General features: G+C 69.0%; 13 protein-coding genes. 11 read left to right on the top strand and 2 right to left on the bottom strand.

The window, feature by feature from the left end; all coding sequences use genetic code 11:
* Nucleotides 1–35 precede the first annotated feature (35 nt).
* Complete coding sequence (locus tag J7E96_RS10910) at nt 36–998, bottom strand: hypothetical protein (RefSeq protein WP_215129972.1); 963 nt, start codon at nt 996–998, stop codon at nt 36–38.
* 136 nt (nt 999–1134) lie between these two features.
* On the opposite strand from J7E96_RS10910, the gene J7E96_RS10905 reads away from it, so the two are divergent.
* Nucleotides 1135–3759 (top strand): valine--tRNA ligase, encoded by a 2625-nt coding sequence (locus tag J7E96_RS10905; RefSeq protein WP_215129970.1) that lies wholly within the window; start codon nt 1135–1137, stop codon nt 3757–3759.
* A 75-nt stretch (nt 3760–3834) separates the two neighbouring features.
* On the opposite strand, the gene J7E96_RS10900 is transcribed toward J7E96_RS10905, so the two are convergent.
* Entirely contained in the window at nt 3835–4857 is a 1023-nt protein-coding gene (locus tag J7E96_RS10900) for a rod shape-determining protein (RefSeq protein ID WP_215129968.1), read from the bottom strand.
* 161 nt (nt 4858–5018) lie between these two features.
* Between J7E96_RS10900 and J7E96_RS10895 the strand changes: the two genes are divergently transcribed.
* The 10 genes from J7E96_RS10895 (at nt 5019) to J7E96_RS10850 (ending at nt 17374) form a co-directional block, all read left to right on the top strand.
* On the top strand, nt 5019–6542 hold the full coding sequence (locus J7E96_RS10895) for a folylpolyglutamate synthase/dihydrofolate synthase family protein (RefSeq protein ID WP_215129966.1): 1524 nt from the start codon (nt 5019–5021) through the stop codon (nt 6540–6542).
* A gap of 5 nt (nt 6543–6547) precedes the next feature.
* Nucleotides 6548–6904 (top strand): DUF4233 domain-containing protein, encoded by a 357-nt coding sequence (locus J7E96_RS10890; protein ID WP_215129964.1) that lies wholly within the window; start codon nt 6548–6550, stop codon nt 6902–6904.
* A gap of 87 nt (nt 6905–6991) precedes the next feature.
* The gene (gene ndk, locus J7E96_RS10885) at nt 6992–7405 is read left to right on the top strand and encodes a nucleoside-diphosphate kinase (RefSeq protein WP_215129962.1); all 414 of its coding nucleotides are present in this window, start codon (nt 6992–6994) and stop codon (nt 7403–7405) included.
* A gap of 290 nt (nt 7406–7695) precedes the next feature.
* A complete protein-coding gene (locus tag J7E96_RS10880; protein WP_093800865.1) occupies nt 7696–8715 on the top strand; it encodes a rod shape-determining protein in 1020 nt (339 codons plus the stop codon).
* A gap of 114 nt (nt 8716–8829) precedes the next feature.
* A complete protein-coding gene (gene mreC, locus J7E96_RS10875; RefSeq protein ID WP_215129960.1) occupies nt 8830–9783 on the top strand; it encodes a rod shape-determining protein MreC in 954 nt (317 codons plus the stop codon).
* Between the two features lie 12 nt (nt 9784–9795).
* Nucleotides 9796–10467 carry a rod shape-determining protein MreD gene (gene mreD, locus J7E96_RS10870; RefSeq protein WP_215129958.1) on the top strand — a complete coding sequence of 224 codons (672 nt, stop codon included), beginning with the start codon at nt 9796–9798 and terminating at the stop codon, nt 10465–10467.
* The gene (gene mrdA / locus J7E96_RS10865; RefSeq protein WP_215129956.1) at nt 10464–12632 is read left to right on the top strand and encodes a penicillin-binding protein 2; all 2169 of its coding nucleotides are present in this window, start codon (nt 10464–10466) and stop codon (nt 12630–12632) included. Before mreD ends, mrdA begins: the two co-directional genes overlap by 4 nt.
* Nucleotides 12632–13831: a rod shape-determining protein RodA gene (gene rodA, locus J7E96_RS10860; RefSeq protein ID WP_215129954.1), complete on the top strand. Its 1200-nt coding sequence runs from the start codon at nt 12632–12634 to the stop codon at nt 13829–13831. The genes mrdA and rodA overlap by 1 nt, the downstream gene beginning before the upstream one ends.
* A 39-nt stretch (nt 13832–13870) precedes the next feature.
* Nucleotides 13871–15400 carry a CYTH and CHAD domain-containing protein gene (locus J7E96_RS10855; protein WP_215129952.1) on the top strand — a complete coding sequence of 510 codons (1530 nt, stop codon included), beginning with the start codon at nt 13871–13873 and terminating at the stop codon, nt 15398–15400.
* Between the two features lie 51 nt (nt 15401–15451).
* Nucleotides 15452–17374 (top strand): TIGR03960 family B12-binding radical SAM protein, encoded by a 1923-nt coding sequence (locus tag J7E96_RS10850; RefSeq protein ID WP_215129950.1) that lies wholly within the window; start codon nt 15452–15454, stop codon nt 17372–17374.
* Nucleotides 17375–17385: the final 11 nt, after the last annotated feature.

Below are 17385 nucleotides of genomic sequence, written 5' to 3'. Positions count from 1 at the left end.
ACTGGCCGGGCGCCCCTTCGCGTTGTGCGTGCGGACTACTTGATCTCGACGCGCACTTCGTTGCGTACGTCGGCCGCTGTGGCCGCCGCCTCGGCGATCGTCTTGCCCTTTCCGAGGAGGGCGGACGCGTCGGCCTGGGTGGCGATGCCCACGGTGCTGTGGTCGGCCCAGATACACGTCGGCATGGTGAAGCCGGCGGCGCCGCCCGAGGCTGAGCCGCCGAGGCCGGACATCTTCACCATCCGGCACTTCATCACGCCGTCCTCGAACCCCTCGGGGGAGACCGTCTCCGGCTCGCCGATGAGCTCGACCTTCAGGCCCTGGGTGTTGCTCGACTCAGAACTCTCCTTCTGCTTCGCGAACATCGCGTCGAGGACGGCTTCCGGGTCCTCGATGTCGCCCCAGACGCCGCTGAAGTTCATCTGCTTGGCGGCGGCCCCCTCGCCGGACTTGTAGGCGGCGCCTTCCTGCTGGGGGTTGGAGATCCCCAGTGCTTCCATCTCCGCCGCGTCCTTGGCCGGCAGGCCACCGCTCGCACTGCTGCCGCCGGCGATGTTCTTCTTGTACTCGCCCAGCAACGTTTCCGGCGCCGCCAGCTTGTACTTCTTGCCGTCGTCGGCGACCAAGCCGCCGCCGCGCTGCGTCGCGAAGTACGCGCCGCCCGCGATCACGGCCAGCGCCACGACCACCACGCCCACGATCAGGCCCGTCTTCTTCTTCGGGGCCGGTGGGGGCATGGGGACCATGCCGCCGGGGTACTGGGGCTGCTGGCCGTACGGGGCCGGGTGCTGGGGCTGGCCGTACGGGGGCGGCTGCTGACCCTGCTGCGGGTAGCCGTAGCCCTGGGGCGGCGGGGCCTGCTGGGGGTAGCCGTAGCCGGGCTGGCCCTGCGGCGGCTGCTGGGGCTGACCGTACGGGTTCGGCGGGCCCTGCGGCGGCTGGCCGTAGGGGCCGGGCTGCTGGGGCTGGCCGTACGGGCCCGGCTGGTTGAAGCTCATGGACTGGGTTCCCCTCCAGATACTTATGCGTTACGAACATCCTGGCGGAACCACCGGCGTCCAAGGGCGGCGGGGGGCTCACCGTTACCAAGAATCCGGTTTCGGTACGGGGCTGTGACGCCCGTAAACTGAGCCCGTGACCGAGAACTCTCAGCAGCAGCCAGCAGCCCACGCCCCCGAACTGCCGACCCAGTACGCGCCGGCCGAGGTAGAGGGGAAGCTGTACGAGCGCTGGGTAGAACGCGGTTACTTCGAAGCCGACGAGAAGAGCGACAAAGAGCCGTACACCATCGTCATCCCGCCGCCGAACGTGACGGGATCGCTCCACCTCGGCCACGCCTTCGAGCACACGCTGATCGATGCCCTCGCCCGCCGCAAGCGCATGCAGGGGTACGAGACCCTGTGGCAGCCGGGCATGGACCACGCCGGCATCGCCACCCAGAACGTCGTCGAGCGCGAGCTGGCCAAGGAGGGCAAGTCCCGCCACGACCTTGGCCGCGAGGCGTTCGTCGAGCGCGTCTGGCAGTGGAAGTCCGAGTCCGGCGGCCAGATCTCCGGCCAGATGAAGCGCCTCGGTGACGGTGTCGCGTGGTCGCGCGAGCGCTTCACCATGGACGAGGGCCTGTCCAAGGCCGTCCAGACCATCTTCAAGAAGCTGTACGACGACGAGCTGATCTACCGCGCCGAGCGCATCATCAACTGGTGCCCCCGCTGCCTGACCGCCATCTCCGACATTGAGGTGGAGTACCAGGAGGACGAGGGCGAGCTCGTCTCCATCCGGTACGGCTCCGGGGACGCCTCGATCGTCGTCGCGACGACCCGCGCCGAGACGATGCTCGGCGACACCGCCGTCGCCGTCCACCCCGACGACGAGCGGTACGCCCACCTCGTCGGCACCGAGATCGAGCTGCCGCTCACCGGCCGCCGTATCCCGGTCGTCGCCGACGAGCACGTCGACCCCGAGTTCGGCACGGGCGTCGTCAAGGTGACGCCCGCCCATGACCCGAACGACTTCGAGATCGGCCAGCGCCACGGTCTGCCCAACCTGGCCGTGATGGACGAGCGCGCGGTCATCACCGCGCACGGCCCGTTCCAAGGGCTCGACCGCCTCGAGGCGCGCAGCGCCATCGTCGCCGCTCTGCGGGCCGACGGCCGGATCGTCGCCGAGAAGCGCCCGTACGTCCACTCCGTCGGCCACTGCTCCCGCTGCAAGACGACCATCGAGCCGCGCCTGTCCCTCCAGTGGTGGGTCAAGGTCGGCCCGCTGGCGAAGGAGGCCGGCGACGCGGTCCGCGACGGGCGGGTGAAGATTCACCCGAAGGAGATGGAGCCCCGCTACTTCGGCTGGGTCGACAACCTCCACGACTGGTGCATCTCGCGTCAGCTGTGGTGGGGCCACCGGATCCCCGTCTGGTACGGCCCGAACGGTGAGGTCGTCTGCGTCGGTCCCGACGAAGAGGCGCCGACCGGTGAGGGATGGCACCAGGACACGGACGTCCTGGACACCTGGTTCTCCTCCGGCCTGTGGCCGTTCTCCACGCTCGGCTGGCCCGAACAGACCCCGAGCCTCGAGAAGTTCTACCCGAACTCGGTTCTGGTCACCGGCTACGACATCCTCTTCTTCTGGGTCGCCCGGATGATGATGTTCGGCCTGTACGCGATGGACGGCACCCCGCCGTTCCACACCATCGCCCTGCACGGCATGGTCCGCGACCAGTTCGGCAAGAAGATGTCGAAGTCCTTCGGCAACGCGGTCAACCCGCTGGACTGGATGGACAAGTACGGCTCCGACGCGGTCCGTTTCACCCTCGCGCGCGGTGCCAACCCCGGCGTCGACGTCCCGATCGGTGAGGACTGGGTCCAGGGATCCCGCAACTTCGCCAACAAGATCTGGAACGCCACCCGCTTCGCGCTGATGAACGGCGCGACCGTCGAAGGTGAACTGCCGCCCGTCGAGCGGCAGTCGGCGACCGACCGGTGGATTCTGTCGCGGCTCAACGCCACGGTGGCCGAGGTCGACGCGTACTACGAGGACTACCAGTTCGCGAAGCTCTCGGACTCGCTCTTCCACTTCGCGTGGGACGAGGTCTTCGACTGGTACGTCGAGCTGTCCAAGACCACCTTCTTCGCGGGCGGCGAGCAGGCGAAGGTGTCCGCACGCGTCCTCGGCGAGGTCCTCGACGTGACGCTGCGCCTCCTCCACCCGGTCGTCCCCTTCGTCACCGAGACGCTGTGGACCACGCTCACCGGCAAGGAGTCGCTCGTCATCGCGGAGTGGCCCAAGGACTCGGGCTTCCGTGACGCCGAGGCCGAGAAGGAGATCGCGCTCGTCCAGCAGGTCGTCACCGAGGTCCGCCGCTTCAGCTCCGACCAGGGCCTTCAGGCAGGCCAGAAGGTCCCGGCCCGGCTGACCCTGGACGGGACGGCGCTGGCACCGCACGAGGCGGCCATCCGTCAGCTGCTGCGCCTCCAGCCGGCCGGCCCGGACTTCCACGCCACCGCGTCCCTGCCGGTCGCGGGCGCGAAGGTCGAGCTGGACCTGTCCGGCGCGATCGACATCGAGGCGGAGCGCAAGCGCCTGGCGAAGGACCTGGCGGCGGCCGAGAAGGAGAAGGCCCAGGCGCTCGGAAAGCTCGGCAACGAGGCGTTCCTGGCCAAGGCCCCGGACAACGTGGTCGACAAGATCCGCGGGCGGCTCGCCAAGGCCGAGGCGGACATCGAGCGGATCACCGCCCAGCTCGCGGCCCTGCCGGAGAAGTAGGACCGTACGGTACGACGAAGCTGAGGGCCCCCGCGCAGTTCGCGCGGGGGCCCTCAGCTTCGTAATCAGCCCGTACTAGTCCGCCAGGAACTCCTCCAGCAGGTCGAAATTCTCGACGCATTTGCCCGCTCCGAGGGCCACACAGTCAAGCGGGTCGTCCGCGACGAACACCGAGATCCCCACCCCGGCCGAGATCCGCAGATCCATCCCGGGCAGCAGTGCCCCGCCGCCTGTGAGCACGATTCCGTGCTCCATGACATCGTCGGCGAGTTCGGGCGGGCACTCCTCCAGCGTCGACTTCACCGCCGTGACGACGGCTTCCGCCGCGTCGTCGAGGGCCGCCCGCACTTCGGTCGCGGTCAGCTCGATGGCGTGCGGCAGCCCGCCGTGGATTTTCTCCCGCCCGCCGACGGCGAACGTACGGTTCTCCAGTTCCGGGTCCTCCGGCACCGGCCACGCCGAACCGATCGCCAGCTTCACCGCTTCGGCCGTCCGCTCACCGATCAGCAGCCCGTGCTCCTTGCGCACATGGTCGGCTATCGCGGCGTCCAGCCGGTCGCCGCCCACTCGCAACGACCACGCCGCGACGATCCCGCCCAGCGAGATCACGGCGACCTCGGTCGTGCCGCCACCGATGTCGACCACCATCGAGCCGTGCGCCTTCGACACCGGCAGCCCGGCGCCCATCGCCGCCGCCATCGGCTCGTCGATGAGATGCACCGTGCGGGCACCCACGCGTTCGGCCGCCTGGACGATCGCGCGCTGCTCGACCGGAGTAATACCGCTCGGTACGCACAGGACCATGCGGGGGCGTGGTTTGCGGCCGGGCACGGCCTTGCGGACGAAGTGCCGGATCATTTCCTCGGCGGCCGCGTAGTCGCTGATCACACCGCCCTTGAGCGGGCGGATCGCCGTGATCGACCCCGGCGTCCGGCCGATGGTGTTCCTGGCCTCGGTGCCGACCGCGAGGGCGGTGCCGGACCTGGCCTGCACTGCCACCACGGACGGCTCATTGAGGACGATGCCTTTGCCCCGGGCGTAGACGATCGTGTTCGCCGTACCCAGGTCTATACCGATGTCCTTGGCCGTGTCACCCATCTGGAGAACCCTCCGATCGTGGTTTCCCAGGCTGGCACGACATCGCCGGATCCGCCGCCGCAGAGCGTCCGAAGGCGTCCGAAGGGCAGGTGAGAGGCAGGTGAAGGGCGGCACGGAGGTCCTGGCGGGGCGCTGTCGGTGGTGCTCCGTAGACTGGTCCCGTGAGCCAGCTCCCCCCGCACGATGACAGCGACACCCCCGACGGCCCCGACGCCTTCGAAGAGATCGTCCAGGCCGAGACTGGCCGGGACCCCGACCTGGCGGTGATCGAGGCAGGCAGCCGTACGCTGCGCACCCAAGGCGCCCCGCAGCAGGGCGACGGCGTCGCCGGCCGCCCGCAGGACCCGGAGGTGGACAAGGCGCTGCGCGCGGTCGAGCAGGAGCTCCTTGGCCGCTGGCCGGAGACCAAGCTGGACCCGTCACTGGTCCGGATGGAAGCCCTGATGGACGTCCTGGGCGAGCCCCAGCGCGCGTACCCCTCGGTCCACATCACCGGCACCAACGGCAAGACCAGCACCGCCCGCATGATCGAGTCCCTGTTCGGCGCCTTCGAGCTGCGTACCGGGCGGTACACCAGCCCGCACGTGCAGTCGATCACCGAGCGCATCAGCCTCGACGGCGCCCCGATCGACCCCGAGCGCTTCATCGAGACGTACAAGGACATCCAGCCGTACGTCGAGATGACCGACGGCATGCAGGAGCACCGCCTGTCGTTCTTCGAGACGCTGACGGGCATGGCGTACGCCGCGTTCGCCGACGCGCCCGTCGATGTGGCGGTCGTCGAGGTCGGCATGGGCGGCAGCTGGGACGCGACGAACGTGATCGACGGGTCCGTCGCCGTCGTCACGCCGATCGACCTGGACCACACCGAGCGGCTCGGCGCCACGCCCGGCGAGATCGCCGTCGAAAAGGCCGGGATCATCAAGCAGGGCGCCACGGTCATCCTGGCGCAGCAGCCGGTCGACGCGGCCCAGGTCATGCTGAAGAAGGCCGTCGAGGTCGACGCCACGGTCGCCCGCGAGGGCATGGAGTTCGGCGTCGTCTCCCGCGAGATCGCGGTCGGCGGCCAGCTGATCACACTGCGCGGACTCGGCGGCGAGTACGAAGAGATCTTCCTGCCACTGCACGGCGCGCACCAGGCGCACAACGCGGCGGTGGCCCTGGCGGCCGTCGAGGCGTTCTTCGGCATCGGCGCGGAGCACACGCGCACGCTCGACAACGAAACGGTCCGCAAGGCCTTCGCCTCGGTCACCTCGCCCGGCCGCCTGGAGGTCGTACGCCGCAGCCCGACCGTCGTCCTGGACGCGGCGCACAACCCGGCGGGCGCGCGGGCGGCGGCGGAGGGCGTCACCGAGGCGTTCAGCTTCAGCCGCCTGATCGGGGTCGTCGGCACGAGCGCCGACAAGGATGTGCGGGGCGTCCTGGAAGCCTTCGAGCCGATCTTCGCCGAGGTCGTCGTCACCCGTAACTCCACGCACCGCGCGATGGACGTCGACGAGCTGGCGGCGATCGCCGTCGAGGTCTTCGGTGGCGACCGCGTCCAGGTCGAGCCGCGCCTGGACGACGCCCTGGAGGCGGCCATCACCCTGGCGGAGGCAGAGGGCGAGTTCGCGGGTGGTGGCGTCCTGGTGACCGGTTCCGTGATCACGGTCGGCGAGGCCCGGCTGCTCCTGGGGAGGGGCTGATACCTGTGCGTATGCTCTGCGCGTCCACTCTGATCAGCGAGTTCTTCGTGGTGGCCTTCGCCGGCCTGGTCGCGATGAAGTCCGACGACCTGTCGATGACCGCGGTCTGGACGGTCTGCGGCATCGCGATGCTGCTGTCCGTGCTGCTCTGCGGAATGCTCGGCCGGCCGGGTGGGGTGCAGCTCGGCTGGGTACTCCAGATCGGCATGATCGCCAGCGGCTTCGTGGTCCCGGCGATGTTCTTCCTCGGGGTGGTCTTCGCGGGCCTGTGGTGGGCTTCGATCCACTACGGCCGCAAGATCGACGAAGCGAAGGCGCGGTGGGCGGCGCAGGCGGAGGCGCAGGAGGCGGGGGCGCGGTAGCGCCGCTGTCCGTGCCGGGTGCGGCCCCTGCGGCGTGTCCTTGTAGCCTCTGGGCATTGCATCCGCTATGCCCGCAAGGAGCCGTACATGACTCAGCGCACTCTCGTCCTTCTCAAGCCGGACGCGGTCCGACGCGCACTCGTGGGTGAGATCATCAGCCGCATCGAGCGCAAGGCCGGCTGGAAGATCACCGCGCTGGAGATGCGCAGCCTTGACCACGAGACGCTGGAGCAGCACTACGGCGAGCACAAGGGCCGCCCCTTCTACGAGCCGCTGGTCGAGTTCATGTCCTCCGGTCCCGTCGTCGCTCTGGTCGTCGAGGGCGAGCGCGTCATCGAGGGTGTACGCCAGTTGGCGGGTCCGACTGACCCGATCGCGGCAGCGCCTGGCTCCATTCGTGGAGATTTCGGAAGCATCGTCCGGGAGAACCTCATCCACGCCTCGGACTCCGAGGGGTCCGCGGAGCGGGAACTGAAGCTTTTCTTCCCCGGGATTTCCTGACGTAGCGTCAGCCAAACAGAGGTCATGGCCTGGGGCGACCGAAGTAATTCGGCCGCCCCCCGGCATATGCGCGAAGATGCGGGGAACGCATCCCTCCGACACGACGTCACCATTACTGGGACGGGCACGTGTTCCACTCACAATGGCGAAGGACCCTCGCACTGCCCATCCGTGCGGGCAGCACTACGATGAAACCCTCCACGCCCGCACCACCCACTTCGCCGTCCTAAAAGCCAACCGCTCCACTTGGGAAGGCCCGACGCATCCTCATGGGGAACAAGGGGAACTCAATGTCGTTCATCGGCCGTGACATGGCTGTCGACCTCGGGACCGCCAACACGCTGGTGTACGTCAGGGGCAAAGGGATCGTGCTCAACGAGCCCTCCGTCGTCGCCATCAACACGAACACCGGCGGCATCCTCGCCGTTGGTTCCGAGGCCAAGAAGATGATCGGCCGGACGCCGGGCAACATCGTTGCCGTCCGGCCGCTGAAGGACGGCGTCATCGCCGACTTCGAGATCACGGAGCGGATGCTCCGCTACTTCATCCTGAAGATCCACAAGCGCCGCTACCTGGCCCGCCCCCGGGTCGTCGTCTGCGTGCCCTCCGGCATCACCGGAGTCGAGCGCCGCGCCGTCATCGAGGCATCCACCCAGGCCGGCGCCCGCCAGGTGCACATCATCGAAGAGCCCATGGCCGCGGCCATCGGCTCCGGCCTGCCCGTCCACGAGGCCACCGGCAACATGGTCGTGGACATCGGTGGCGGCACCACCGAGGTCGCCGTCATCTCGCTCGGAGGAATCGTCACAGCACAGTCGATCCGGGTCGCCGGCGACGAGCTGGACAGCTCGATCATCCAGCACATCAAGAAGGAGTACTCCCTCCTGCTCGGCGAGCGCACCGCCGAACAGATCAAGATCACGATCGGCTCGGCATTCGACCTGGAGAAGGACGAGCACACCGAGATCCGCGGCCGCGACCTCGTCTCCGGTCTGCCCAAGACCGTCGTCATCTCCGCCGCCGAGGTCCGCAAGGCCATCGAAGAGCCGGTCAACGCGATCGTCGACGCCGTGAAGACGACGCTCGACAAGTGCCCGCCCGAGCTCTCCGGTGACGTCATGGACCGCGGCATCGTCCTCACCGGCGGCGGCGCCCTGCTGCGCGGCCTCGACGAGCGCCTGCGCCGCGAGACCGGCATGCCGATCCACATCGCCGAGGACCCGCTCGACTCCGTCGCGCTCGGAGCGGGAAAGTGCGTCGAGGAGTTCGAGGCGCTCCAGCAGGTACTGGACGCCCAGCCCCGGCGATGAGCCGTTCCGATGAATCCGCCGTACGAGGCCTTCCCTCTCGTACGGCGGATCGTTGGTATAGAGACCTTGCTATAGAGACATAAGAATTCCGACAGGAAGGCACGGCCGCCGCACGTGAGGGACACACGAGAGAGCCGGCTGCTCCTGGTGCTGCTGATCGCCATCGCATTCGCACTGATCACGGTGGACATCCGTGGCGGCGAGGAGTCGCCGGTCGACGGTGCCAGGCAGGCCGCCGCCACCGTCTTCGGGCCGGTGGAGAAGGCGGTCGCCACAGCTGTCGACCCGATCGGCAACGCCGTCGGTGCCGTTCGGGACTCCGGTGAGCGGCACGACCGCCTCGCCGTCCTTGAGCGCGAGAACGCCGCACTCAAGCAGAAGCTCGGCAGCGACGACCGCAACCGCAGCGGCGTACGACAGCTCGACAAGATGCTCAAGAGAGCCGGCGCCGGCCAGTACGGCATCAAGGGCGCCGAAGTCATCGCGATAGGAGCGGCCCAGGGATTCTCCTGGACCGTCACCATCGACTCCGGCAGCAACGACGGCATCAAACGCGACATGACCGTACTCAACGGCGACGGACTCGTCGGCCGCGTCACCACCGTCGGCCCGGACACCGCGACCGTACTGCTCGCCAACGACCCGGACTTCACCGTCGGCACCCGCCTGGAGAAGACCGACGAACTCGGCTTCGCCACCGGCCAGGGCGACCGCCCGCTGCGCGTGCAGATGCTCAACGGCAAGGCCAAGGTCAGGGCGGGCGACCGGCTCGTCACCTTCGGCTCGCAGGCCGCCAAGCCGTTCGTGCCCGGCGTCCCCGTCGGCCAGGTCGTACGCGTCGACCCGTCCGGCGGCGACCTCACCCGCACCGTCTACGTCCGCCCGTATGTCGGCTTCACCAAGCTCGACATCGTCGGCGTCGTCGTCCAGGCCCCGCGCGAGGACCCCCGCGACATGGTCCTGCCGCCCAAGCCCGCACCCACCAAGCCCGTCCCCAGGGTCACCGTCACGGTCACCCCTTCGGCGCGCCCCGCCGACGGCACCGATCCCGCCGACGGCACCGAGTAGGAGCTGAACCTCATGCGCTTCAACCGGATGCTGCTCTCCACCACCCTGCTGATCGTCGCCCTGGTCGTCCAGGTCACCGTCCTCGCCAGGCTCCAACTTCCCGGCGCCGTACCGGACCTGATGCTCCTTACGGTCCTCGGTCTCGCCTTCGTGTACGGCAACACCAGCGGCGCCCTCATCGGTTTCGGCGCGGGCCTCCTCGCCGACCTCGCCCCGCCCGCCGACCACGCCGCCGGCCGCTACGCGCTCGTCCTGTGCGTCATCGGCTACCTCGCCGGACTCGCCAAGCCGGAGAACGGCCAGATCAAGTCCGCGACCGCCCCGATGGTCGCGGTCGTAGCCGCCGCCATCGGCTCCACCCTCCTTTACGCCGGAGTGGGCGCCCTGGTCGGCGACACCGCCGCCCGCCATGTGGGCATCGTGAACCTGCTGTTCACGTCCGCGCTGTACGACCTGCTGCTCGCCCCGTTCGTCGTCCCGGTCATCATGTGGCTGGCCAGACGCGCCGAGAACGATCCGCTCGCCGACAGCCAGAGCGGCAACAACGGCGCCGACGTGGCCAGCGGCTGGCTCGCCTCCGGCACCGGCCTGCGCGTCGGCAGCCAGCGCGGGGGACTGAAGGTCAAGGCCGCACGCTCGCGGGCGGCGCGCGCCGGACGTATCAAGGGGGTCAAGCGACTGTGACCAACATCCCCGAGACCGGGCGGACCCCCAGGGTCCAGATCCGGCTCATCATCATCCAAGTACTCGTCTTCTCCCTCCTGCTCACCCTCGGCGGCCGCCTCTGGTACCTCCAGATCCGCAACGGCGACGAGTACACCGCCGAAGCCGCCGGCAACGGCGTCCAGCAGGTCGTCCAGCCCGCCGTCCGCGGCTCGATCCTCGACGCGCGCGGCGTGCCGCTCGCCGACAACGAGACCCGCCTCGTCGTCTCCGCCAGCCGCACCGAGCTGCTGAAGATGAAGGACGACGGCAAGGCCGTACTGGCCCGCCTCGCCGGGGTACTCGGCATGAAGCCCGAAGAAGTCGCCGGCAAGGTCAGGCTCTGCGACTCCAAGACCCCCAAGCCCTGCTGGAACGGCTCGCCCTACCAGCCGATCCCCGTCACCGACGAGGCCACCACCAAGCAGGCCCTCCAGATCCGCGAGCGCGCCGAGGACTTCCCCGGCATCACCGCCGAGCCGACGGCCGTACGCCGCTACCCCGCGCGGGGCAAGGCGAAGACCTCCCAGGTCCTCGGCTACCTCTCGCCCGTCACCGACGAGGAGATCGAGAAGGCGAAGGACGGCCCGTCGCCGTACCTGCGCTCCGACATGGTCGGCCGCTCCGGGCTTGAGCGTACGTACGACAAGGAGCTGCGCGGCAAGGCAGGCGTCACCCGCTACGAGGTCGACAACCTCGGCCGCGTCATGGGTGAGGCGGAGAACGACCCGACGGTCCCCGGATCCAGCGTCGTCACCAGCCTCGACGCCAGGGTCCAGGCCGTCGCCGAGTACGAGCTCCACCAGGCGATGAAAACCGTCCGGAAAGAGACCGACAAGATCACCGGCCGCCCGTACGAGGCCGACGCCGGCGCCGTCGTCGTCATGGAGTCCAAGACCGGCCGCGTCGTCTCGATGGCCTCCCAGCCCGACTACGACCCCAACGCCTGGATCGGCGGCATCTCCGGCAAGGAGTACGCCCGGCTCACCGACAAGAAGTCCAACTACCCCCTGCTCAACCGGGCCATCCAGGGCCAGGCACCGGCCGGCTCCGTCTTCAAGGTGGTGTCGGCGAGCGCGGCCGTGCGGGCCGGCTACCCCTTCGACGGCCGCTACAACTGCAGCAGCTCCTACAGCATGGGCAACCGGAGCTTCGCGAACTTCGAGTCCAAGGGCCACGGCCCCATCTCGCTCGGCGACGCCCTCAAGTTCTCCTGCAACACCGTCTTCTACCGTCTCGGCCACGAGGAGTGGAAGCGTGACGGCGGAATAAAGCCGAAGAAGGGCGCCCACGACTGGTTCTACCGGACCGCCCACGACTTCGGATTCGGCGACGAGACCGGCATTGACCTGCCGAACGAGGTCAAGGGCCGCATCCCCGACCGCCAGTGGAAGCAGAACTTCTGGGAAGCCAACAAGGACTCCTGGTGCAAGCAGGGCAAGAAGGGCGGCAGCTACGTCGAGCAGATCGCCTACGAGAGCTGCCTCGAAGGCAACCAGCTGAAGGCCTTCGACAGCATCAACTTCGCCATCGGCCAGGGTGACGTCCTCATCACCCCCATCCAGCTGGCCACCGCCTACGCCGCCATCAGCAACGGCGGCACCCTCTACAACCCCACCATCGGCAAGGCCGTCATCAGCCCCGACGGCAAGCGGATCGAGGAGATCAAGCCCAAGGCCCACGGCAAGCTGCCGGTCGACGCCGAGACCATCAGCGACCTCGACAAGGGCCTGCGCTCCGTCGTCGAGCCCGGCGGCACCGCCGCCTGGCGGTTCGGCGGCTGGCCACAGGACAAGATCCCGATGCGGGCCAAGACCGGCACCGCCCAGGTCTACGGCAAGCAGACCACCTCGTGGTTCGCGACCTACACCGACGACTACACCATCGTCATGACGATCTCCCAGGGCGGTACGGGCTCCGGCGCCTCCGGCCCCGCCGTACGCAACATCTACGACGCCCTCTACGGCGTCAGCGACGACGGCGACATCAACCCGAAGAAGGCCCTGTTGCCCAAGCCGCAGAAGGACCTCCCGAAGATCGGCACGGACGGCTCCATCGACGCCCCGGAGATCCGGCCGTACGTACCCGAGAAGCCCAAGGACCCGGCTGCGGACAAGCAGATCGCGATCGGCAGGAGTGGCGACTGATGTCCGGCCCGCACGGTTTCTCCGTCCAGCGGTACGCCCCCGAGCGCGGCACCCTCGCCAAGCTCACCGCACGCGACTCCATGGTGCGCCGGCTCGACTGGCCGCTGCTCTGGGCGTCGCTCGCGCTGTCCGTCATCGGCGCGCTGCTCGTCTGGTCCGCGACCCGCACGCGCGACCAGCTCAACCAGGGCGACCCGGAGTACTTCCTCTGGCGCCATATCCTCAACACCGGCATCGGCCTCGTGCTGATGATCGGCACGATCTGGCTGGGACACCGCACCCTGCGCGGGGCGGTGCCGGTGCTGTACGGGCTGTCGGTGGTGCTAGTCCTGCTCGTCCTCACGCCCCTCGGCGCGACCATCAACGGCGCGCACGCCTGGATCGTGATCGGCGGCGGGTTCTCGCTCCAGCCCTCCGAGTTCACCAAGATCACGATCATTCTGATCATGGCCATGCTGCTCGCCGCCCGCGTCGACGCGGGCGACCAGGAACATCCCGACCACCGCACCGTGGTCAAGGCGCTGTGCCTCGCCGTCGTACCGATCGTCGTCATCATGCTGATGCCCGACCTCGGCTCGGTCATGGTCATAGCGGTGATCATCCTCGGGGTGCTGCTCACCTCCGGGGCCTCCAACCGCTGGGTCCTCGGCCTCATCGGCACGGGCGCCGTCGGCGCCGTCGTGGTCTGGCAGCTCGGTGTGCTCGACGAGTACCAGATCAACCGCTTCGCCGCGTTCGCCAACCCCGAACTCGACCCGGCGGGCGTCGGCTACAACACCAACCAGGCGCGCATCGCGATCGGCTCCGGCGGCCTGACCGGCACCGGCCTCTTCAAGGGCAGCCAGACCACGGGGCAGTTCGTACCGGAGCAGCAGACCGACTTCGTCTTCACCGTCGCGGGGGAGGAACTCGGCTTCCTGGGCGCAGCCCTGATCCTTCTCCTCCTCGGTGTGGTGCTGTGGCGCGCCTGCCGCATCGCCCGCGAGACGACCGAGCTGTACGGCACGATCGTCGCGGGCGGCATCATCGCCTGGTTCGCCTTCCAGTCCTTCGAGAACATCGGGATGACGCTCGGCATCATGCCGGTGGCGGGACTGCCGCTGCCGTTCGTGTCGTACGGCGGCTCGTCGATGTTCGCGGTGTGGGTCGCGATCGGACTGCTCCAGTCGATCAGAGTGCAGCGGCCCATAACGGCATAACCCCTGCCCATGATTCCGATTCGCGTCTAGATTCGATTCATGGCGGACACGAAGCGTGAGATCGAGCGGAAGTACGAGGCCGCAGCGGATGCCAGTGGCGAGACCCGGCTGCCCGACCTGACCAAGGTGGCCGGCGTCTCGTCCGTAGTGGACAAAGGCGTCGCGGAGCTCGACGCGGTCTACTACGACACGGACGATCTGCGGCTCGCCGCCGACTCCATCACCCTGCGCCGCCGCACGGGCGGCGACGACGCCGGCTGGCACCTCAAGCTCCCGGTCTCCCCGGACGTACGCGATGAGATCCGCGCCCCGCTGGCCGACGCCGTACCGGACGCACTGGCCGGGCTGATCCGCTCCCGCACGCGCGGCGACGTCGTCACCCCCGTCGTACGGCTCCTCTCCTCGCGCGACGTCCGCCACCTCCTCGACGCGCAGGGCCGGCTGCTCGCCGAGGTCAGCACCGACACCGTCACCGCCGAGCGGATCGGCGCGCACGGCTCCACGGCGCGCTGGACGGAGGTCGAGGTCGAGCTGGCCGACGGGGGCGACCCAGCCTTCCTCGACGCCGTCGAGAAGAGGCTCCGCAAGGCCGGTCTGCGCCCGGCCGCGTCGGCGTCCAAGCTGGCGAAGGCACTGTCGGAGACGGAGCCGCGTCGGACCTCGGAGAAGCCACCCGCTGCCCCCCGGACCGCCGGCGACCACGTCCTGGCGTACCTCCAGCACCAGTACGACGCGCTCGTCTCGTACGACCCGGCCGTGCGGCGGGACCTCCCCGACTCCGTACACCGCATGCGCGTCGCCACCCGCCGCATGCGCAGCGCCTTCCGCACCTACCGCAAGGTCCTGGACCGTACGGTCACCGACCCGATCGCCGAAGAACTCAAATGGCTGGCGGGCGAGCTCGGCGTCGACCGCGACCAGGAAGTCCTGGGCGCCCGCCTCCAGACCCGCATCGCCGCGCTGCCCCGGACGCTCGTGCTCGGCCCGGTCCGCAGCCGGCTGCGCATCTGGTCGGTGGCCCGCCAGCACGGCTCCCGCCGCAAGATCATCGCCGTACTCGACAGCGAACGTCACCTGGACCTCCTCACGGCGCTGGAGGCCCTGCTCGCCGAACCGCCGCTGCTCCCCGCCGCGTCAAAGCCCGCGGCGAAGGTCCTCCCCAAGGCGATCCGCAAGGACTACGCCCGCCTCGCCACCCGCATGGAGCGCGCCCTCACCCTGCCGCCCGGTAAGGACCGCGACCTCGCCATGCACAACGCCCGCAAGGCCGCCAAACGCACCCGCTACGCCGCCGAAGCGGCCAGACCTGCCTTGGGCAAGCCCGCCAAGCGCTTCGCGAAGAGGATGAAGGCGGTCCAGTCCCTCCTCGGAGACCACCAGGACAGCGTCATGGCCCGCGAGGCCCTGCGCGACCTGGCGGTCCAGTCCCACGCGGCGGGCGAGACGGCGTTCACCTGGGGCCTGCTGTACGGGCAGGAGGAGGCGGCGGCCGAGGCACGGGAGCGGGGGCTGCCGGCGGCGTGGAAGCGGGCGTCGAAGGCGAAATCGCGGGCGGATCTGGGCGGCTGAGGGCCGGGGTACGCTTGATGGTCACCCCTGCCAGCTCATGAGAGACACACGATGACTGTCGAGTCGGTCTTCCCACGCCTGGAAGCGCTTCTCCCGCATGTCCAGAAGCCGATCCAGTACGTCGGCGGCGAACTCAACTCCACCGTCAAGGACTGGGACGCAACGGACGTCCGGTGGGCGCTCATGTACCCCGACGCGTACGAGGTCGGGCTGCCCAACCAGGGCGTCATGATCCTTTACGAGGTACTGAACGAGCGCGAGGGGGTCCTGGCCGAGCGCACCTACAGCGTGTGGCCGGACCTCGAAGCGCTCATGCGCGAGCACAATGTCCCGCAGTTCACGGTGGACGCACACCGCCCGGTCAAGGCCTTCGACGTCTTCGGGCTCAGCTTCTCCACCGAGCTCGGCTACACCAACATGCTCACCGCCCTGGACCTCGCGGGCATCCCCCTGGAGTCCAAGGACCGTACGCTCGACGACCCGATCGTCCTCGCGGGCGGGCACGCCGCGTTCAACCCCGAGCCGATCGCGGACTTCATCGACTGCGCGGTGATCGGTGACGGCGAGCAGGCCGTCCTGGAGATCACCGAGATCGTCCGCGCCTGGAAGGCGGAGGGGCGTCCGGGTGGCCGCGACGAGGTGCTGTTCCGGCTGAGCAAGACGGGCGGCGTCTACGTCCCGCGCTTCTACGACGTCGAGTACCTGCCCGACGGGCGTATCGGCCGCGTCGTACCGAACCGCTCCGGCGTGCCGTGGCGGGTCAGCAAGCACACCGTCATGGACCTCGACGAGTGGCCCTACCCCAAGCAGCCCCTCGTTCCCCTCGCCGAGACCGTCCACGAGCGGATGTCCGTCGAGATCTTCCGCGGCTGCACCCGCGGCTGCCGTTTCTGCCAGGCCGGCATGATCACGCGCCCCGTGCGGGAGCGAAGCATCACCGGCATCGGCGACATGGTGGAGAAGGGCCTCAAGGCGACCGGCTTTGAAGAGGTCGGCCTGCTCTCGCTCTCCTCCGCGGACCACTCCGAGATCGCCGACGTGGCGAAGGGCCTGGCCGACCGCTACGAGGAAGACAAGATCGGCCTGTCGCTCCCGTCGACCCGCGTGGACGCGTTCAACATCGACCTCGCCAACGAGCTGACCAGGAACGGGCGCCGGTCCGGCCTGACCTTCGCTCCCGAGGGCGGTTCGGAGCGTATCCGCAAGGTCATCAACAAGATGGTCTCGGAAGAGGACCTCATCCGGACGGTCTCGACGGCGTACGGCAACGGCTGGCGCCAGGTGAAGCTGTACTTCATGTGCGGCCTGCCCACCGAGACCGACGAGGACGTGCTCCAGATCGGTGACATGGCCGTCAAGGTCATCGCCGAGGGACGCAAGGTGTCCGGCCAGAACGACATCCGCTGCACGGTGTCGATCGGCGGCTTCGTGCCCAAGCCGCACACCCCCTTCCAGTGGGCCCCGCAGCTCTCCGCCGAGGAGACGGACGCCCGCCTGGAGAAGCTGCGCGACAAGATCCGCGGCGACAAGAAGTACGGCCGTTCCATCGGCTTCCGCTACCACGACGGCAAGCCCGGCATCGTCGAGGGCCTGCTCTCGCGCGGCGACCGGCGCATCGGATCCGTCATCCGCGCGGTCTACGAGGGCGGCGGCCGCTTCGACGGCTGGCGCGAGTACTTCAGTTACGACCGCTGGATGACCGCCGCCGCGAAGACGCTGCCGGACTTCGGCGTGGACGTCGACTGGTACACCACGCGTGAGCGTACGTACGAGGAGGTCCTGCCCTGGGACCACCTGGACTCCGGTCTCGACAAGGACTGGCTCTGGGAGGACTGGCAGGACTCGCTCGACGAGACGGAGGTCGAGGACTGCCGCTGGACCCCGTGCTTCGATTGCGGCGTGTGTCCCGCGATGCAGACCGAGATCCAAGTCGGTCCGACGGGCAAGAAGCTTCTGCCTCTGACCGTCAAGTAGGAGCGACTTCG

Origin of the sequence: Streptomyces sp. ISL-96 (assembly GCF_018614035.1) — a bacterium.
GTDB lineage: Bacteria > Actinomycetota > Actinomycetes > Streptomycetales > Streptomycetaceae > Streptomyces.
The sequence above is the reverse complement of the archived record's forward strand: the minus strand, read 5'-3'. Positions and strand labels throughout refer to the sequence as shown.